This is a genomic window from Pseudomonas sp. IT-P258, from assembly GCF_949767825.1.
GTDB classification, from domain to species: domain Bacteria; phylum Pseudomonadota; class Gammaproteobacteria; order Pseudomonadales; family Pseudomonadaceae; genus Aquipseudomonas; species Aquipseudomonas monachiensis.
Genome location: NZ_CATKPU010000043.1, coordinates 371,999 through 391,151, shown reverse-complemented (window position 1 = coordinate 391,151; position 19,153 = coordinate 371,999). Strand labels below are relative to the sequence as shown.

Genomic DNA, 19,153 nt, shown 5'->3' with positions numbered 1-19,153 from the left:
TGAGCAAAAAAAAATCCGCCAGACGACAGCACGTTGCCGAGATTTATTCCGGCTTGGTCAAGAAGCGTAATGGTCTGGATACAAATCACCGGACGCGTTGCACGCCAGGAGTGCGAAAGGGCGAGCCAGGCTCGCCCTTTCGGGGTCAGGCGATATCTTCGGCCGGGGCGTCGAGGCCCATCGCGTTGAGGCGCGAGTAGTAGCCGTTTTGCGCCAGCAGTTGTTCATGGGTGCCGCGCTCGACGATTTTCCCCTGATCCATGACCAGGATCAGGTCGGCCTTCTCGATGGTCGACAGGCGGTGAGCGATCACCAGCGTGGTGCGACCTTTCATGACATGATCCAGGGCTGCCTGAATATGCCGCTCGGACTCGGTATCGAGTGCCGAAGTCGCCTCATCGAGAATCAGCAGCGGAGCATTCTTCAACAGTGCCCGGGCAATCGCCAGGCGCTGGCGCTGGCCACCGGACAGCAGCACGCCGTTTTCCCCGACCTGGGTGTCCAGGCCTTCGGGCAATTGGGCAATGAAGTCCATCGCGTAGGCATCCTTGGCCGCTTTCTCGATGTCTTCACGGGGTGCGCCAGCCAGGTCGCCATAAGCGATGTTGTTGGCCACGGTGTCGCTGAACAGGGTCACGTGCTGAGTCACCTGGGCGATATGCCGACGCAGGTTCAACAGCTTGTACTGTTCCACTTCGACGCCATCGATGAGGATTTCGCCCTTGTCGTGGTGATAGAAACGCGGAATCAGATTGGCCAGGGTCGACTTGCCGCTGCCCGAACGCCCCACCAGCGCCACCATTTGCCCGGGCTCGACCGAGAAACTGATGTCATTGAGCACCTGACGCTCGGTATCAGGGTAGGTAAAGCTGAGGTTGCGCACGTCCAGGCGACCGCTGACGACATCACGCTCGACGGTGCCGGTATCGACTTCAGGCTCGACATCCAGTTGCTCGAAGATACTTTCGGCACCGGCCACGCCCTTCTGGATGGTCGAGCTGACTTCGGACAGCTGGCGAATCGGCTTGGGCAGCAGGCCAGCAAGGGTGATGTAGGCCACCATGTCGCCAGCGGACGCATCGCCCCGCAGGAACAGCACCAGGAACATCAGCACGGCCATGGCGGTGTAGATCACCAGTTGCAGCAACGGCGTGTAGATGGCGCCGGTGCGGGTCATGCGCAATTGCTTGTCGGTGTTGCCCTGGCTGGCATCGAAGAAGCGTTTCTCTTCGTACTTTTCACCGCCAAAGCTGCGCACCACGCGATAGCCCTGGATCGTTTCGGACGCCACATGCGTCACGTCCCCCATGGCCAGCTGGATTTTCTTGCTCTGCTTGCGGAATTTCTTGCTGGCCGTGCGCACCATGAGGGCGATCAGCGGCAGGATGGCGACCATGACCAGCGTCAGGCGCCAGTTCATGTACAACAGCGAGGCAAACAGGAAGATCACCGTCATGCCTTCACGGATTACGACCTTGATCGCATCTGTTGCCGCCCCCGTGACCATGGTCACGTTGAAGGTGATACGGGAAATCAGGTGCCCCGAGTTATGCTTGTCGAAATACCGGTTTGGCAACACCAGCAGGTTGTTGAACAACTGGACCCGCAAGTCATGGACCAGGCCCAGGGAAACCTTGGCCAGGAAATAGTTGCCCAGGTACGATCCCAACCCCTGCCACGCGGCGATCAGGATGATCAACAACGGCACCGCCTGTAGCAGTTGCAGATCCCGCAGGTAGGGCACGGTTGGAAACAGCACCGCTTCAGGATTGGATAGACCGTCGACGAAGTACTTCAGGATGTAGCCCAGCATTGGCTGCGTCGAAGCGAAAATCAGAAAACCGACGATGCTGATCAGGAACAGGCTGATATACGGCCGGACATAGCCGAGCAGGCGGAAGTAGATTTTCAAGCTCGATGGGCTTGCGCAGAGACTGGAGTCGGTCATATCACGCGAATGTCGATGAAAAGGACGCTGACTTTACCACAGCTTCCCCAGGGTTCTGGCAATCGCATACAGTCTGTGTATTGTGGCGCGTCAAATAGCCACCAGATGTCCCTGCCTTGGTATGGTCGCTCAATTCAGGAATAAGTTACCCAGCATGCAATTAAACGCTTTGAACAGCACGTCCAACAGAATCTTCGATTTCATTTGTCTGTGGATCCTTCCGCTCGGTTATTTATTGCTGCTTTGTGCGCTGTTTTTCCTGCCGGGACGCAGTGTGCATCACAAGCTTTACTATGGCCTGTTCAGCATACCGGCACTGATTGCGCTGTGCCTGCGACCGCGGCTCAGCAAAGAACTGCTGCACGAACCGATCGTCATCGCAGCCCTGTTGTTTGTGGTGTGGGCAGTGCTCAGCCTGTGCTGGGGGCCAGGCAACGAAATCGGGTTTGGTCAGTTCAAACCGCCATTGCATACCCTGTTTCTGTTCGTTGGCTGCTACCTGTTGCTGCGCTATCGCAGCGAAATCATTCAGCCCCTGGTGTTCTGCGCCGCGACGGTTGCGCTGATTGCCTCCGTCTACAACCTGTACCGGTTCGGCCAGATCTACCAACCGGAAATGCGCTTGATCGGTGTAGGCGCGTTCGACAATCCACTACTGAGCTCCCACGTTTTCGGCTTTTTCTGTACTTACTGGCTGAGCCTGAGCATGACCTGCAAGCGACGCCAGATACTCTGGTTGAGCATACCGGCGATGGTGATCATGTTCGCCACAGTGCTGGCCACCGGTTCCAGAACCCCACTGGTTGCACTGACGCTCGCAGCGCTGTGGCTGTGTTTCATCTGCTGGAATCGACGCTCGGTCTTCATACTGGGCTCCATGTTCATCGCCGGAACGGCGACGTTCGTACTGTTTACACACAAAATCATCGAAAGAGGCAGCTCCTTCCGTCTCGAGATCTGGCAAATGACCCTGGACAAGATCGCAGATCATCCATGGATCGGGCACGGCTACAACGCCGAACTGGCCCTGGACCCAGGCGTCGGCTACAGCCTTCAGGAGCCCCATAGCTTTGCCCTGGGCGTGCTCTTCTACGTCGGCATTATCGGCCTGCTGCCATGGCTGTTCTTCCTTGCGTGGGGTTTCATCAGTAGCTGGCGCCATCGCGTGCAACCGCTGTTTATCATTGCCTCAGCCTGGCTGGCCTTCGGTATCGGCGCGGGCCTGACTGAAGGTGGCGGGATCATCTCTCGCCCCAAGGAGCACTGGTTCCTGCTGTGGATCCCCTTGGCGCTGATTGCCGCATTGAGCATCAATCAACGGGCCCGGCGCCTGCTGGACATGCCAATCAGGACCGCTACACCAGGCACCCTGCAACAGCTGACTGCCGATGCCCGGATCATCGAAGAGGATGGTCTTGGCCCCAAGGTCCTGCGCCTGAGTGATGGCAGTTTTCTCAAGCTGTTCCGCCGCCGCCGCTGGTATACCTCGGGTAGTTTCACGCCCTACTCCGACCGTTTTGCCGTCAATAGCGTGCAACTGCGCAGCATGGGCATTCCGACACCGCACATCCTCGATCTTTACCGGTTCGAAGACGGCAGCACCGCTGTGCATTACTCCCCGTTGCCGGGCAACACGCTGCGCCAGATCCTGCAAGGCATCACCGCCCCGGCGGTGCGCCAGGCACTGGTGGAGCGCTTCGGTAAATTCATGGCTCAACTGCACCAGCAGGGGGTCTACTTCCGCTCCCTGCACTTGGGCAATGTGCTGGTGCTGGAGGACGGCGAGTTCGGCCTGATCGACCTGGCCGACCTGCGAATTTACCCCTCGGCATTGAGCCCTTCCCTTCGTCGGCGTAATCTGCGCCACATGCAGCGCTACGCATCAGATCGGCATTGGTTGTTCGAGGATCACTTCGAAGCGCTGCTGCTGGGATACGCCGCGACGGCTTCGAAAGCCGACGTGGATAATTTGCACAGGCACGTGCTGGCCGGGAGTCCTCCAGCCCAGGCTCACTGATGATAGAAACCAACCCGCTGATCGCGATGACGGCTTACCTGCTCGCCATCGCGACCGCTGCGCTATTGTTGCGTAGCGTGCCGAGATTCACCCGACAGCTGGAGCACTCCGGCGAAAGCCGCTTTGCCGGCATCGACGGCTTACGCGGGTATCTGGCCTTCGGCGTGTTCGTCCATCACTCGATCATTACCTGGATTTTTCTGCAAACCGGTGTGATCGATTTTCCGCCGAGCAACTTCTACTCGCAGCTCGGCCAGGGCAGCGTCGCCCTCTTTTTCATGATCACCGGCTTTCTGTTCTGGGACCGCCTGCTCACCCACGGGAGGCAACACGACTGGCTGGCATTTGCGGTATCCCGACTGTTTCGCCTCTACCCGCTCTACCTGCCGCTGATGTTGACCGTGTTTGCCTGTGTGTTCTATTTGCAGGACTGGGAACTCAAGGACTCCGGCACCCAACTCATTGGCCAGACCCTGGCCTGGCTGATCTTCGACCGGCCAGACGTCAACCAGTACCAGCAGACCGGCATGCTGATCTCCAACGTCACCTGGACGCTGGGGTACGAGGTGTTTTTCTACCTGGCCCTGCCACTGGCCGCCATGGTGTTCATCTATCGCGGCGGCTGGATGCAGACAGTGCTGTGCCTGATCGGCATTTACACCCTGTACCAGGTGGTCGGCTGGGAACACTCGCTGAAAAAGCACTTCCTGGCCAGCTTCCTCGGAGGCATCGCTGCGGCGTACTGGATTCGCCGTCCACAATGGGTCGCCTGGAGCCTGTCTCCGCCGGCGGGCATCATCGCCCTGCTCGCCTTGGCGATCGCCTTTACAGCATTCAACCGGGCATTCAACCTGGGAGCGTTGTTGCTGCTTTCACTGTTCTTTGTGATCGTGGCCTCCGGCAACACCTTGTTCGGCGCCCTGAGACCACGCAGCATCCGCTGGCTGGGGGAAATCAGCTACAGCACGTATTTGCTGCACGGCTTCGTGCTCTGGGTATTGGTGCAGCGACTACCGCCGATATTGCACCTTGACGCCCGGCAAGCCTGGGTCTTCCTGCCGTTGATGGCCGCGTGCAGTTGCCTGCTGATCATCATCGGCAGCCTGACTTACCTGTTCATCGAAAAGCCCGGCATCAATGCCGGCAAGAAAACCCTGCACTGGTTGCGCCAGAACAGGAAACCGGGGAAAGAACTTCCCGAGGAGACGGCTCAACAACGTTGAGCAATGGTCGCGGCATATCACGCCCCCTTGAATCCAGCCTTTGGCTCAGTCTTTCTCCACCCGTGAGAAATACATACGGCCCAACCCACGCCAGGTTTTCTTGTTCCAGGCCTTGAACGGAATCTGCGCCAGCAACTCCCGCGCCAGCTTGCGATCACGGTTGGCGGTCTTGAGGAACATGGAATTGAGAAACTTGTAGCGCACCTCGTCATACAGCGGGTGATCGCTGAAGAGCGCGTAGGTGCGCAGGATGCTGTCGATCATGAAGCGGTGGTTCTTGTAGGAGTTGGTGGCATGTTTGCGATAGCGCGCCATCAACACATTCAGACCATCGATGAAGTAGCCGGCATGGGTCACCTTCAACTCGATCAGCAAGTCTTCCAGGCGAATGGTCGGGTCGAAACCGCCCACCTTGTCCAGCGCTTCGCGACGGATCATCAGGGTGGGTGCCGGAGGATAGGGCTTGCGCTCCAGGAACATGTCATCGAAGTCCAGGCGACGGAACGGCACATCCCGGCGCTGGCGCTTCTCGGGGTAAAGATTGCCGTCGGCATCGATCAGTTCGATATTACCGGCGCAAATGCCGACCTCTGGCTTGCCGTCCATATGCGCGACCTGGGTGGCGATTCGCTCCGGCAGCATGATGTCATCCGAACCGAACGGCACGATCAGGCTGCCCTTTGCCCGGGCAATCGCACCGTTGAGGGTATTGGTCAGCCCCTGGTTTTCCTGAACCCGGAAGTCGAAACCATGAACAGCCTGCAACGCCTTGATCCGCTCGACGCTGTCATCCTTCGAGCCATCGTCGACCACCAGCAACTCGATGTTCTGGTAGGTCTGGTTGAGGACGCTGAGAATGCTTTCCTCGATGTAAGGGGCGTGGTTGTACGACGCGATAATGACCGTGACTATGGGTTGCGCGTCGTTCATGGCTGTTCCTTGCGGGCCTGTTCCAGGCCGGAGTCGATCAGGTTGAGGTATTCGCGACGGAACTCCTCGATGTCATGGTGTTGTTGCAAATAACGAAAAGCCTGCTCGCCCTTGGCCTTGAGCTCGTCATCCGAAAGGCCAAGGTAAGTGTCCAGCGCCGCCTGCAACGTAGGCACATCCTTCGGCGTAATCGCCAGGCCACCGGCCCCCTCGATGAGCGGCAACATGGCCGGCACGTTCGAGGCAATCACCGGCAAATGCCCACTCATGCCTTCAAGCAGCGCTAGCCCGAGGCCTTCGGCCAAAGAAGGCATGGTCCAGATATCGAAAGCGCGGATGTACTGCAGGGCAATTTCCTTGAACCCCAGCAAATGGGCGCGGCCACTTAGGCCGAGGCGGTCGATTTCCGCGGCCAGGCGCGACTCTTCGCGGCCGGCGCCGATGATCGCCAGCTGGGTATTGGGGTATTTGTCCTTGAGTGCGGCAAAGGCCTGCAGCAAATAGACATGCCCCTTGACCGGCACCAGTCGCCCCAATGCACCGATCAGCCGCACCGACGGATCGATGCCCAACATTTCACGGGCCTTTTCACGGCTGTGTTGCAGGCCTTCGGCTTGCTCGATGTCGATGGCATTGGTGATGGCGTAGGTATTCTGGTCGGTGAAGCCGCAGTCACAGTCCAGAAGATACTGTTTCACCGCAGGCGACACGCCGACGAAGCGCCAGTGACGATCGATCAGGCGCTGGGTCTGGCGGCGCCGGTAAAAACGGTCGTACTCGCCAAAGCCGTGGGAAATGCCGATGCACAACGGCACTTTCAACCAGCGGTTGAGCGCCAGCATCATGTTCACCGGCTTGAAGCGGTTGCAGATCACCACATCGAATTTTTCCCGGCGGCAGAACTTGTACAGCTGCCACATGGCCCGCAGGCGCATGCCCTTGAGGGACTTGTCGGAAAACTCGAAGTACACCGAACGATCAGCCCGGCTCACCGCTTCGCCCGGCCCGGGCTTGCCGCGCAGAAACGCAGCCGTCACCTCATAGCGATCACTGGGCAGGGCCTTGACGATTTGCTCCGCGAGGTCGGCGAAATCATGGGCTTTGACGTTGTAGTCAGGCTGCAGTTGCAGGACCTTTGACCGCTGACTCATAACTCTCCCCGCTGAGAAACGTTGCCTGGTGTGTGCTTGACGGACCACAAAAGCTCGTGGCGCCGGACGGCCTTGCGAAAGAATTCGTTCTCGCCATAAGTGGGCGGCAACCGGCCGGCCAACAAACGTTGTATCAACCGACGCAAGCGACGCTTGAACGGCATCGCCGGCTGCAGGTCGTGCATCATGCCCAACGCCATGGCCTTGTCGCGCTGTTGCTCCAGCGGCAAGGGCAGGCAATAAGGCTGCATCGGTTGGGCCGGATCGAAAGCAGGCGGCAAGGCGATGCCATCACCGGTATCGCCCATCGGCCAGCGGTCGTTGTCGTGCAGGTGGTTGGCATAACCCAATAGCGTGGACGGCTGCCAGTCCAGGCCTTGCAAGGCTTCGAGGACTGCAGCCTGGGCGCAGATATGATCGGGATGCGGATCGAGGGTCGGATGCGGCAAAACGATGACCTCGGGACGGGCCCGCAGCAGCAACTCACGCAGATCCGCCAGCAGATTGTTCCAGGTCGGCGCGCCATCGGCATCGCCGGGCAGCGTGAAAGGATTCAACTGACGGAACAGCCGGGTATCGCTCAGGTCCGCTTCCCGCGACCCTGCCGCCACCGCAGGCGCGGCCTGCATGCTCGCCAGTTGCAGACAGAAATAACCCAGTTGTACGCAGCGGGCCTCGGGCACACCGGCCCAACGTGGCACGGCGATGCTGTCCCAGGTGCGCAGACGGCCTTTCAAGCGGGCCGCATCGACCTTGTTCAGCCCCATCTGCCGGTAGTGTCCGGCTTCGATTTCACCCGCTGTCAGTGTGACGATCCAGGTTTCGTCGGCCTGGCTGTACAAACCGTAGGCCGCCAGTTCGGCGTCATCGGCGTGGGGCGCGATGACCATAACCCGCTGGCGCCGGTAATCCGGGTGCTCCAGCGCCCAGAGCACAGGCTCACCGAACACGCGACAGAAACGCCCGCGCAAGCGCAGGTCACCACGGGACAGCGCCTGAGCCTGACCGCTGAGATTGAGGTAACGCAGGCCGTTTACGCCCCGTTCGAAGGTTTGCCGGTCAGGGTTTTCACCCCCCGCCAACTCGACCAGCGGATCGAAAAAACGACCCAGCCAGGTGCTTTTTACCCGCAGGGCCAGCACCAGCGTCGCGTCGTCGACCAGCATCACGCCCTCGTCCAGCCGCAAATGTTCACCGTTGAGGTGCACCTTGGGCTGGGGCGTGTAGGGGGGAAAGCTGTACTGATAATCGTCTTTCGGTGAGTAGAACAGATGGTCGGCAAACCAGGCTTCGTGGGCAATCCAGCCCAGAACCGCCAGCACCAGCGGCAACCACCAGGCCACCAGCACGCCAATGACGATCAACAGCACCAGCGCAATCAGCAGGCCGATACGTTTATTGCGCCGATGGCGCTTGAGCAGTTGCTGTTTGCGACTCATGGTTTGGCTCATACGGTGAACACCGGCACGGGGTTGCACCAGCGATCCTTGTATTCACGGTCGGCGCGACCGAAGGAAAAGCGCAACGGCTTGTCCTGGGCCCGGGCATGTTCCCAGGCGCTTTGGGTATTGAGGAAACTCAACACACTGCCGGGGCTGAACTCGCGAGTCTCGGGATCGACCCCGCCATTGATGTATTCGACGCTGATCCACTGCGGGGTTTCGACGCGGTACACCAGTTGAATCGCAATCGGCGCATCGTTGAGGAAAATCACCGAGCCGATCAGCAACTCGCGCAGCAACTCGATGACCTCGGCCATGCGCTCGGCACCCGTCGCCGGGAAACCCCAGCGGCGCTGGAACAAGTCGCAGTAAATCGCCGCCAACTCAGCACTGGAAAATTCGGACACCGGCCGCACCACGCCACCGGCCTCTTCCAGCAAGCGCAATTCGCGGCGCTGGTTATAGCGAAATTTTTTCGACAGCTCTTCGGGCGTGCGGGCCATGGCCAGTTGTTCGGCTTGCAACTTGATGCCAGTGAAACGGCCTTCGTTCAGCGCCGACAGATACCGCGCGCGATGACGCAAAGGCGCCTGGGTATCGGCGGCGGCCGGCAGGATGATCTCGGCGTTGCCGAGGTCGAACAGACCCTTCTTGCCGCGACGCTTGAGCACGTCCTTGGACAAGGCCAGGTCGCGACCCCAGGTCGGGATCGCCGCCTTGACATCGTCGCCCTGCACCCAGGCCAGGTAACGCACCGGAATGTCAGCCAGTTGCGCCAGCCGCTCGACCACCATGGGATGAGTCGCGACGCTGCCGCCATAACGCTGCCAGGTTTCGGCGTAAGTCGAGGCGTCGACTACCGCCCAGCCACGCTCGCGCCAGCCTTGAAATCGGTTGAGCATCAGCCCCTCTGTGCCAGTTCGGTAACGTGCGGCAAGTGCCAGAAAGCATCGCGCACTGCGCGATCGGAGAAGCGTTCGCGCAAGCGCTCGAGCATCAACCCGGCACACTGCCGACGCTGCTGATCATCCATACCGTGCAGATGTTGCAGCCCTTGGGCCAGACGCCCGGCATCGCCCAACGGGAACAGGATGCCCACGCCTTCGACCACCTCTTTCGCTCCGCCGCACGCCGTGGCGAGCAAAGGAACGCCAGCGGCCATGGCCTCCAGCAGCACCATGCCGAACGGTTCGTGATCGGAACTCAGGGCGAACACATCGAAGGCCCGGAAGTAGTTACGCGCATCCGGCACCTGACCGAGAAACAGAACCCGGTCACCGATACCCAGTTCCCGGGCCTGGTCCTTGAGGTCCTCCTCCAGGCGCCCTTTGCCGAGAATCACCAGCTGGCTGTTGGCGGGCAACCCCGGCAACGCCTCGGCGAATCCCTGCAGCAGCGTGGCCTGGTCCTTGTCCGGATGCAGCCGTCCTACGTTGCCGACGATCCACGCATCCGCCGACAAACCGAGGGTTTCCCGGGCCTCGCGAGCCGACACCTGGGTCGCCTGCAAGGCGTCCACATCGATACGGTTGTACAAGGTCTGGATCCGCGAAGCCGGCCACTTCGGCAGGCATTGGCGCATGTCGTCGCGCACGGCGTCGGACACACCGAGCAGACTCAAACGCTTGCGGAAAATATGCGCGAACAGTTTGCGGCTGCCACGTTTGTAATCGTCAAAAGCGTGGTGCACGCCAATCACCGGCAACGACGTGCCGAGCAAGGCGATATAGATCGGCTTGAAGCGGTGGGCGATGCAGAAACTGAAGTTGCGTGATGCGGCGATCTTGCGCAGATCGCCGATGGCCCCCAGCTTGAGGCCACGAATGGCCTTGGAGCTGTACTCCATGAACAGCACTTCGTCGGAGGCGCAGCCCGCGGCGACTTCGGCATCGGCAACCCCGGTGAGAAACACCGTGGTCACTCGATAACCGGTCCCCGCGAACAGGCTGGCGTACTGCCGTGCGCAGTCCAGGAACGGCCCGTCATAGCCGTGGCAAAACTGCAGCACATGGCGTTCAGCCGAACGTGTCATAGGCGTTCGCGCCCTCTTTGACCACCAGGATGTCTTCCATGATCAGATACTGTAGATCCGAACCGAAGAACATGTTCAGGGCGTCAGTCGGCGAGCAGATCATCGGTTCGCCGCGACGGTTGAGCGAGGTGTTCAGCGACACACCGTTGCCGGTCAGCACTTCCAGCGCTTTCATCATGTCGTAGTAGCGCGGGTTGTATTCGCGCTTGAGCACCTGGGCTCGGGAGGTACCGTCTTCGTGGACAACTTCGGGCACGCGGGTCTTCCACTCTTCAGCCACTTCGAAGGTGAAGGTCATGAACGGGGCCGGGTGATCGATCTTGATCATCTGTGGCGCCACGGTGTCGAGCATCGACGGGCAGAAAGGCCTCCAGCGCTCGCGGAACTTGATCTGGTGGTTGATGCGGTCAGCCACGCCCGCAATGCTCGGGCAACCGATGATCGAACGACCGCCCAAGGCGCGCGGACCAAACTCCATGCGGCCCTGGAACCAGGCCACCGGGTTGCCATCGACCATGATTTTGGCGATCTGCTCGGGCATGTTGTCGAGCTTGCGCCAGGTCGGCTTGTTCTCATGACGGGCGCATGCGGCAATCACGTCCTCGTTGCTGTACGACGGGCCGAGGTAGACGTGTTCCATCTTCTCGACCGGCACGCCACGGGCGTGGGACACATAGGCCGCGGCACCGACTGCTGTGCCGGCATCGCCGGATGCAGGCTGTACGAACAGCTCTTTGACGTCGTCGCGGGCGATGATTTTCTGGTTCAGCTTGACGTTCAACGCACAGCCGCCAGCGTAGGCCAGCTTGCCGGTTTCCTTGAGCACGTCGCCCAGGTAATGGTCGATCATCTGCAGCGCAATTTTTTCGAACAGCGCTTGAATACTGGCGGCGTAGTGGATGTACGGCTCGTCGGCGATGTCGCCTTCACGCTTGGGACCCAGCCACTCGATCAGCTTCGGCGAGAAGTAGTAACCCTTGCCCTTCTCTTTGTAGCGACGCAGGCCGATGACGTTGGCGTAGTCGGTGTTGATCACCAGTTCGCCATTTTCGAACGAAGCCAGGCGCGAAAAATCGTATTTGCTGGCGTCGCCGTACGGCGCCATGCCCATGACCTTGAACTCACCGTCGAGCATATCGAAACCGAGGAACTCGGTGATCGCGCCATACAGGCCGCCGAGGGAGTCCGGATCGAAGAATTCCTTGATCTTGTGGATCTTGCCGTTTTCGCCATAACCGAAGAAGGTCGTGGCGTACTCGCCCTTGCCGTCGATACCCAGGATCGCGGTTTTCTCTTTGAAACCGGAGCAGTGATAAGCGCTGGAGGCGTGGGCCAGGTGGTGTTCGACCGGCTCGATCTTGATCTTCTTCGGATCAAAACCCAATTGCTCCAGGCACCAGACGATCTTGTTGCGATAGCGCTTGTAGCGACGGTTACCCATCAGGATCGCGTCGAGGGCGCGGTCCGGGGCGTACCAGTAACGCTTGGCGTACTGCCAGCGGGCCTTGCCGAACAGGCTGATCGGGGCGAATGGAATCGCGACCACGTCAACGTCGGACGGCTTGATGCCGGCCTGTTCCAGGCAGAATTTCGCCGATTCGTAGGGCATGCGGTTCTTTGCATGTTTATCGCGTACGAAGCGCTCCTCTTCAGCCGCCGCGACCAGCTTGCCGTCGATATACAGGGCTGCGGAAGGATCATGGCTAAGGGCGCCGGACAGGCCAAGAATCGTCAATGCCACAGGGGTCTAGCCTCTTTAGTCTGCATGCAGGCGCAAGCGCCTCAAAAATTAATGTGCCCTCGCAAGGGGCGAGAGACAGCTAAAGGGCGGGATTATAGCGTAAAAGCGACGGCAAACCTCTAGCCGCAAGCGGCATGCAACTACGGCCGGGGCCTCGCGGCTTCTTTTTATCCGCGTGCAGGTCGCCAATAGATGGAAATATTGCCGTCCACGCTTTGCCGGTAAATCGTGTACGGCAAGACAACGGTGTCCAGCGCGCCGGACACGGCCAGGTCCACCAATACGAGCGGTACAAGGATGCCCGTAGGGTCTGGCGGCGCATTCAATACACAGAAGTCGTAGGCCAGGCCGCTGTAGACCCGGGGAATGGATTGGCAATAGGTCTTTTGCCGGCGCAGCCCCTGCGCGGCCTGGGCTTCATCCAGCAGGACGGTGGCGGCGGTCCCGCAGCCCGTTAGCGACACTGATAAAACACCCGCTGAAACTGCCATTTTGATCGTCACTGCCTGCCCTCCGAGAACGTCGGGCAAACTAGCATCGGGGCAATTTTGGCCACAGTTCATGACTTCCCAAGATCGCGTAGGACGGTTCACAAGAACTTGTCTGCTTTCTTGGTTGGCAGTTCCGGCCTCATCGTCGGAACGCCGCCCGGAGCAAGCTCGCTCCCACATTTGAACTGAGGTGTTCACAGGTTTTGTGTTCACCACCAATCCCTGTGGGAGCGAGCTTGCTCGCGATAGCGGCTTAAGCAGCGCCTGAGATGTCCTTGGGAAGACGCTGATCGATGACCTGGTAAAGGGTACTACCTTCAGGCCAATTGCGCATGAACCGCGCGCGATCCCTGGCATACGCCGGGGCGAAGCTGCCGAGGGAGCCGTGCTGGCACATCGAGTCGAGGTCGATCAACGCCCAGCGATCCTGCTGCCAGAACAGGTTATGCCCCTTGAAGTCGCCATGGCTGATGCGCAGGCGAATCAATTCGGCGAACAGATGATCCAGTGCCGCCAGTTCGGCTTCCGGTGCATCGCCACGTTCCACATACGGCGCAAAACGCTCGATGATGTCCGGCCCCGGCAGGTACTCGGTGATCAGGTAAGCCCGGCTGCGCAGCCACATGAAACGCTTTTCCAGCAACGCCAGCGGCTTGGGCGTGGCAATCCCGAGGAATGCCAGGCGGTTGCCTTCGCGCCAGGAATGCCAGGCCCGGCTCGGGCGCCAGAAACGCTTGAGCCAGTGAGCAAAACCCTTGATGTTGTAGCGCTTGATCACCAGCGTGCGGCCATCCACCTCGACCTTGCCGACACTCGCCGCACCGCCGGTCTTGTACAGATGCCCCTGATCGAGCAAGGCATCGGCCTGCTCCAGCACCGGCACCATCGACGGCACTTCCTCTCGGCGAATCGCCTGTAGTCCGAAGGCCCCGCGCTGGACGCTGAACAGCGTGCACTCGCGGCCGACCTTGATCAGGAAGTCCTTGAGGCGCCAGCTGCGGACCTTGTCGATCTGCTTCTGCAACGCTTCCATGGGCAAGGCGTGTTCGCCGTTGCTGAGCAGGTAATACACCAGCAACTCTTCAATGAAGGGCTCGATCGACTTCGGCAACTGGGCGAAGAACACCCCGAGGTTTTCCAGGACCTTCTGCCGGGACAGCGGCTGGCCAGGCGTCTCGCAGCAGATGCCCGCGCCATCGATCAGGTACAGGCGCCCGCCCTGGCGCAGCAGGTTGTCCAGATGCAGGTCTTCTTGCCACAGCCCCTTGCGATGCATCTGACCGATCGCGCCCAACGCCTCGGCCAGCACCGCGCCTTGCCCATCGGACAGTACGGGCTGCTGCTCAACCTGCTTCCAGGTGTCGCCCAGGCTTTCGGCATGCTCAAGGAAATCAAACAGCAGCCAGCCACCCTCGCCGTCCTTCAGGCCATCGGCCAACAACTGCGGCGTGGTCAGCCCCTGGGCAGACAGTAGGCGCACGCCGTCCAGTTCACGCTGAAAATGCCGTGCAGCCTTGCTGCCGACCAGCAATTTGGCCAGCACCGGCCGGCCACGCCAGACGCCGGCACCGACATAACGCTGCCCCGGCAACACCCGCAACAGGCTCAGCAATTGCAACTCGGCGGGGCCGGCGGCGTCGGCCAGCGAAACGCTCAGCGGCAAGCCTGGGGTACGGCCGGCAGACTTCAGTTCGGACAATCGCATCAGCGTGGCCTCTTCTGGCTGCGCCGCGCGGTCAACCGCTGCAGCCAGCTGTCGATCAGCGAGCTGTCCTGCGGCTGATCCAGATAGGCGGCCAGCAATTGCCGCAGTTGCGACTCGCCCCACTCGGGCGCGCGACGCGTCAGCGGTTCCAGATCCTTGATTCGGTCACGCTGCCCGTACAGCAGCGGCCGGGTCTTTTCCAGGTCAATCAATTGAGCCTGATAGCCGTTGCCGGTGGCGCGCATGAAAATGTGCTTGGGATAAAAGCACCCATGCACCTGGCGTGCGGCGTGCAGCTGCCGGGCCAGTTCGCCACTGGCCTTGAGGATTTCCGAGTGCTGCTCAGGGCTCAATTGAGCCCAGCGCTGCAACAGCGAGTCGAGGTCGTCCCAACCGTCCAGGGCGCGGGTCATCAGGATCGCGCGGACTTCGCCATTGACCTTGCGCTCCCCGTAAAACACCGCGTCCAGCGCCGGAATGCCCATCTTCCGGTAACGGGAGATGTTGCGAAACTCGCGAGCGAAACTCGGCTCGCCGAACGGTGCGCGCAAGGTGCGGGTCAGGTAGTTGCTTTGACGCTTGAGGTAAAAACCATGACCTTCCAGATCCAGCCGAAACACGCTGCTCCAGCCACCGCGACCGGTGTTGGGTTCGTCCACCGCATCGAGCTGCTTGGCCCAGAGCGCCTCGAACGTGCCGAGGCCATGGCGCTCAAGCAGCGCACGGTCCTCAGCGGCCAGAAAATCAGTCATTCGCGTCCCTCGAAAAATCTCACCACATGCCGGATGCGTTTTTTGTCCGCAGCGTTGAGCCGGGTCCGGTTGCGGTATTGCAGGTAAAAGCGCAGGCGCTGGGTAGCCGACAATTGATACTTGGCGACCTTGTCCAGGCACGCCAGATCCTTGGTAATACGGTACTTGAGCCAGAAACCGCGCCAGAAATCGCCGTTGGGGCAGTCGATCAGAAACACTCGAGCCTCATCGTCGATCAGCAGGTTGCGCCACTTCAGATCATTATGGGTGAAGCGGTGGTCGTGCATGGTCCGGGTGTATTGGGCCAACTGGCGACTGACGGTATCGACCCAGGCGCGATCCGACAGCTTCGGGTCGCGGCGCTCGGCCAGTGCCGACAAGTCTTCGGTGCGCGGCAGTTCCCGGGTAATCATCGCGCCGCGAGCGTAGGCCGCACCGCGCCGCTCCAGCCCCCAGGCCACTACTTCGGCAGTGGGAATGCCCCACTTGGCGAAGCGCTTGAGGTTCTGCCATTCCATCTTCACCCGAGGCTTGCCCAGGTAACGCCGCAAGCCTTTGCCGGCACCCACATACCGTTTGACGTAATAGTTGACGCCATTGCGCTCGACACGGATGACCTCCGAGAGCACGTCACTGGTCAAACGCTCGCCTTGCAGTGCAAACACAGCCTCGAGGCTGCCAAAGTCATCGGCCAGCTCGCTGTAGGCCGGATCCAGTTTCCAACCCGACATCAGAGCGCATCCCCGTATCGCTGTTTACGCTCATAGAGCTTGTTGGCCTTGCCGTCGAGCCAGGCCAGCAAAGACGCCTCTTCACTCAGGATCTGGCGCAGCGGCTGCTGGAAATAGCCCTTGAGGAAGCGCAGCTTGTCGCGGCGGGTCAGACCGATGTCCAGCGCGGAAAAGTACAGCGCGGCCAGGTCCTTGTTGCGCCAGCGCGAGGTGATCGCCGGGCGGGTCTGGGCACGGTGCAGGTCGATCACCGAGAGCTTGAAGTCATCAAAGGTCACCGGCTTGTCGGTGTGCAGCAGGAAATGGCAGATGTAGCAGTCGCGGTGATTGACCCCGGCGCGGTGCATCATGCCAGTCATGCGTGCGACTTCGGCGATCAGCGCGCGCTTGAGTTTTGGCTCGGGCGGCTGCTTGACCCAGTTGATACTGAAGTCTTCCAGGCTGACCGTCGGCGCCAGCTCTTCGGTCACGATGAACGAGTGCTGGTCGGCCGGGTTGCTACCCTTCTCGCCATACGCAACGGCGGTCATGGTCGGCACGCCGACTTCCTGCAGGCGCTGAATGGCCTGCCACTCCTGACCGGCACCCAGTACAGGGAGTTTGGCGGTGAGCAGGTTCTTGAAGATTTCGCCCCAGCCGATGCCACGGTGGATTTTCACGAAAAACCCGTTGCCGTCGACTTCCGTGCGTAATGTCCTGCGTGCTTCCAGCTCGCGGTACACCTCACCCTTGAGCCCCTCGACTTCGGCGAACGGGTCGCGTCCGGCCCAAAGGCTCTTGAACGGTTCAGCCAGCATCAACTTCATTTAAGCGCGCTCCGCCAGAATCACATCGGCCGCGTGCTGCGGCATGCTGTAGAGGTCGGCCGTTTCGGCGAAGGCCAGACCGTTGCGGCTCCAGGCCGCCCTTGCTTGAGCGTCGTTCAACATGCCGGTCAGGTACTGCGTCAGCTGCGCCTGATCGAACGGTTCGTCCAGCACCAGGCCCGCATCGGCCTCGGCGATGTAATGGGCGTAACCGCACACCGCACTCACCAGCACCGGCAGGCCGGCCACCAGGGCTTCGAGCAGCACAGTGCCGGTATTTTCGTTGTACGCCGGGTGAATCAACAGATCGGCACCCAGCAGGAAACGCGGGATATCGCTACGCCCCTTGAGGAAGGTGACGTTGTCGCCCAACCCCAATGTCGCACTCTGCATCTGGAATAATTTGGGGTCATCCTGGCCAATTACAAACAGCCGGGTGCGCTTCTTCAGATCAGCGGGCAATGCCGCCAGGGCCTTGAGGCTGCGGTCCACCCCCTTGGTCTTGAACCCGGAACCGATCTGCACCAGCAGCAGTTCGTCGTCCTTGAGATTGAACTCAGCACGGAACCCAGCGCGAATTTCATCGGCATCCGCCGGTCGGCGACGGTCCTGGGCGATACCCGGTGGCAGCAGGTGGAAGCGCTCCAGCGGAGTGTCGTAATGCTTGATGAACAGCGGCTGCTGGACCTCGGAAATCATCAGTACTTCGGTCTTCGCCTCTTTGGCGAACACCGCCCGCTCGTATTCGGCGAAATGGCGATAGCGGCCCCAACGGCGATACAGCGAGTTACGCAGGTTCTGCGCCTTGTCTTCGAAGCAGCCGTCGGCGGCATAGTAGACGTCCAGGCCCGGCATCTTGTTGAAGCCGATCAGGCGGTCGACCGGGCGCTTGGCCAGGTCCGCTTCCATCCATTCGCTGAGCTTTTCGTTGCGCCGATGGTTGAAGAACGCCTTGACCGGCGCCACCAGCACTTCGAAACCCGGAGGGACGTCGCCTTCCCAGATCAGCGTGTAGACGCGAATCTGATGGCCGCGTTTCTGGCACTCCAGGGCGATTCGCATGAAGTCGCGCTGCAAACCGCCAAAGGGAAAATATTTGTACAAGACAAATGCCAATTGCATCAGCGCAGCTCCTCAGCCATTAACAACGTGCTCAGTCGGCTGGCGACACGCTCGGGATTCAGACGCGTGAAGCACAACGGCCACTCGCGTTTCAGGTCAAATTGACGGGCATCTTCAGCCGTCGGTTGATAAGTGCATTTCTTTTGCAGGCACGGAGCACAAGGGAAATCGCTGGCCAGGTGAATCTGCACCTTGCCATAGGCGCCGGTCAGGCCCGGATTGGTCGGGCCGAACAGCGACAGCGTCGGCACATCCAGCGCGGCGGCCAGATGGCCCAGGCCGGTGTCTACCGCCACGCAGGCTTGCGCGCCCGCCAGTACCTTGCCGACACCGGCCAGATTCAGTTTGGGCAACACTTCGGCGTGTTTGAAACCGGCAGCGATACGCTCGGCGCGGGCCTTTTCCACGGCATTGCCCCAAGGCAGTTTCACCCCGACCCCAAGGTAGCCGACCCGTTCGGTCAGCTCGCGCCAATAGGCTTCTGGCCAGTGTTTGGTGTCCCAGGTGGTGCCGTGCAGAAACACCACGTACGGATTCTTGCGCGGCAATTCCACCAGGCGCTCGATATTCAAGCCGTAGTCGCCCAGGCCTTTGGGCAAGTCATAGCCCAACGCGATGGCGAACAACTGACGCACTCGCTCCACCGCGTGCTGCCCGCGGGCAACGGCCAGGCGTCGATTGTAGAAGCGCGCGGCGATGGGCTCACGCGCCGAGCTTTTATCGAGGCCGGCCACCGGGGCATTGACGTAACGGGTCAGCCAGGCGCTTTTCAGCAAGCCCTGGGCGTCGATCACCAAGTCATATTTCGTGGCGCGAACGCTTTGCTTGAAGCGCTTCCACTCACCGCTCTTGATGGTCTGCCAGATGTTTTTGCGCCAGCGACGGATCGCCACCGGAATCACCTTGTCCACCGCTGGATGCCAGGTCGGGATCTCGGCAAAGCCTTCTTCCACCACCCAGTCGAATTTGATGCCGGGAATCGCCCGTGCAGCGTCGGTCAACGCCGGCAACGCATGAATGACGTCGCCCAACGATGACGTCTTGATCAACAGAACCCGCAAG

General features: G+C 60.5%; 16 protein-coding genes. 2 read left to right on the top strand and 14 right to left on the bottom strand.

Annotation, left to right across the window (positions count from 1 at the left end; all coding sequences use genetic code 11):
* Window positions 1-145 precede the first annotated feature (145 nt).
* A complete protein-coding gene (gene msbA, locus ACM6G4_RS17635; protein WP_056725526.1) occupies window positions 146-1,948 on the bottom strand; it encodes a lipid A export permease/ATP-binding protein MsbA in 1,803 nt (600 codons plus the stop codon).
* A 154-nt stretch (window positions 1,949-2,102) separates the two neighbouring features.
* On the opposite strand from msbA, the gene ACM6G4_RS17630 reads away from it, so the two are divergent.
* Window positions 2,103-3,965, top strand: coding sequence for an O-antigen ligase family protein (locus ACM6G4_RS17630; RefSeq protein ID WP_414914206.1), 1,863 nt, complete (start codon window positions 2,103-2,105; stop codon window positions 3,963-3,965).
* Window positions 3,965-5,188, top strand: coding sequence for an acyltransferase family protein (locus tag ACM6G4_RS17625; RefSeq protein WP_414914205.1), 1,224 nt, complete (start codon window positions 3,965-3,967; stop codon window positions 5,186-5,188). Before ACM6G4_RS17630 ends, ACM6G4_RS17625 begins: the two co-directional genes overlap by 1 nt.
* A 45-nt stretch (window positions 5,189-5,233) precedes the next feature.
* Here ACM6G4_RS17625 and ACM6G4_RS17620 read toward each other — a convergent pair whose 3' ends face one another.
* The 13 genes from ACM6G4_RS17620 to waaC all read right to left on the bottom strand — a co-directional run bounded on the left by ACM6G4_RS17620 (window position 5,234) and on the right by waaC (window position 19,152).
* Window positions 5,234-6,118, bottom strand: coding sequence for a glycosyltransferase (locus tag ACM6G4_RS17620; RefSeq protein ID WP_414914204.1), 885 nt, complete (start codon window positions 6,116-6,118; stop codon window positions 5,234-5,236).
* On the bottom strand, window positions 6,115-7,269 hold the full coding sequence (locus tag ACM6G4_RS17615; RefSeq protein WP_056725537.1) for a glycosyltransferase family 4 protein: 1,155 nt from the start codon (window positions 7,267-7,269) through the stop codon (window positions 6,115-6,117). Before ACM6G4_RS17615 ends, ACM6G4_RS17620 begins: the two co-directional genes overlap by 4 nt.
* Window positions 7,266-8,708, bottom strand: a complete 1,443-nt coding sequence (locus ACM6G4_RS17610; protein WP_056726316.1) for a PIG-L deacetylase family protein — start codon at window positions 8,706-8,708, stop codon at window positions 7,266-7,268. Before ACM6G4_RS17610 ends, ACM6G4_RS17615 begins: the two co-directional genes overlap by 4 nt.
* An 8-nt stretch (window positions 8,709-8,716) precedes the next feature.
* Window positions 8,717-9,613, bottom strand: a complete 897-nt coding sequence (locus ACM6G4_RS17605) for an antimicrobial resistance protein Mig-14 (protein WP_056725538.1) — start codon at window positions 9,611-9,613, stop codon at window positions 8,717-8,719.
* Window positions 9,613-10,743: a glycosyltransferase gene (locus ACM6G4_RS17600; RefSeq protein ID WP_056725540.1), complete on the bottom strand. Its 1,131-nt coding sequence runs from the start codon at window positions 10,741-10,743 to the stop codon at window positions 9,613-9,615. Before ACM6G4_RS17600 ends, ACM6G4_RS17605 begins: the two co-directional genes overlap by 1 nt.
* Entirely contained in the window at window positions 10,727-12,484 is a 1,758-nt protein-coding gene (locus tag ACM6G4_RS17595) for a carbamoyltransferase (RefSeq protein WP_056725542.1), read from the bottom strand. Before ACM6G4_RS17595 ends, ACM6G4_RS17600 begins: the two co-directional genes overlap by 17 nt.
* A gap of 167 nt (window positions 12,485-12,651) precedes the next feature.
* Window positions 12,652-12,987: a YceK/YidQ family lipoprotein gene (locus tag ACM6G4_RS17590; protein WP_082562989.1), complete on the bottom strand. Its 336-nt coding sequence runs from the start codon at window positions 12,985-12,987 to the stop codon at window positions 12,652-12,654.
* A gap of 241 nt (window positions 12,988-13,228) precedes the next feature.
* A complete protein-coding gene (locus tag ACM6G4_RS17585; protein ID WP_223541742.1) occupies window positions 13,229-14,680 on the bottom strand; it encodes a lipopolysaccharide kinase InaA family protein in 1,452 nt (483 codons plus the stop codon).
* Window positions 14,680-15,432 carry a lipopolysaccharide kinase InaA family protein gene (locus ACM6G4_RS17580; RefSeq protein WP_414914203.1) on the bottom strand — a complete coding sequence of 251 codons (753 nt, stop codon included), beginning with the start codon at window positions 15,430-15,432 and terminating at the stop codon, window positions 14,680-14,682. Before ACM6G4_RS17580 ends, ACM6G4_RS17585 begins: the two co-directional genes overlap by 1 nt.
* Entirely contained in the window at window positions 15,429-16,163 is a 735-nt protein-coding gene (locus ACM6G4_RS17575; protein WP_046039745.1) for a lipopolysaccharide kinase InaA family protein, read from the bottom strand. Before ACM6G4_RS17575 ends, ACM6G4_RS17580 begins: the two co-directional genes overlap by 4 nt.
* Complete coding sequence (gene rfaP, locus ACM6G4_RS17570; RefSeq protein WP_056725551.1) at window positions 16,163-16,969, bottom strand: lipopolysaccharide core heptose(I) kinase RfaP; 807 nt, start codon at window positions 16,967-16,969, stop codon at window positions 16,163-16,165. The genes ACM6G4_RS17575 and rfaP overlap by 1 nt, the downstream gene beginning before the upstream one ends.
* Complete coding sequence (locus ACM6G4_RS17565; protein WP_223541743.1) at window positions 16,970-18,091, bottom strand: glycosyltransferase family 4 protein; 1,122 nt, start codon at window positions 18,089-18,091, stop codon at window positions 16,970-16,972.
* Window positions 18,091-19,152: a lipopolysaccharide heptosyltransferase I gene (waaC, locus tag ACM6G4_RS17560; protein WP_223541744.1), complete on the bottom strand. Its 1,062-nt coding sequence runs from the start codon at window positions 19,150-19,152 to the stop codon at window positions 18,091-18,093. Before waaC ends, ACM6G4_RS17565 begins: the two co-directional genes overlap by 1 nt.
* Window position 19,153 lies beyond the last annotated feature (1 nt).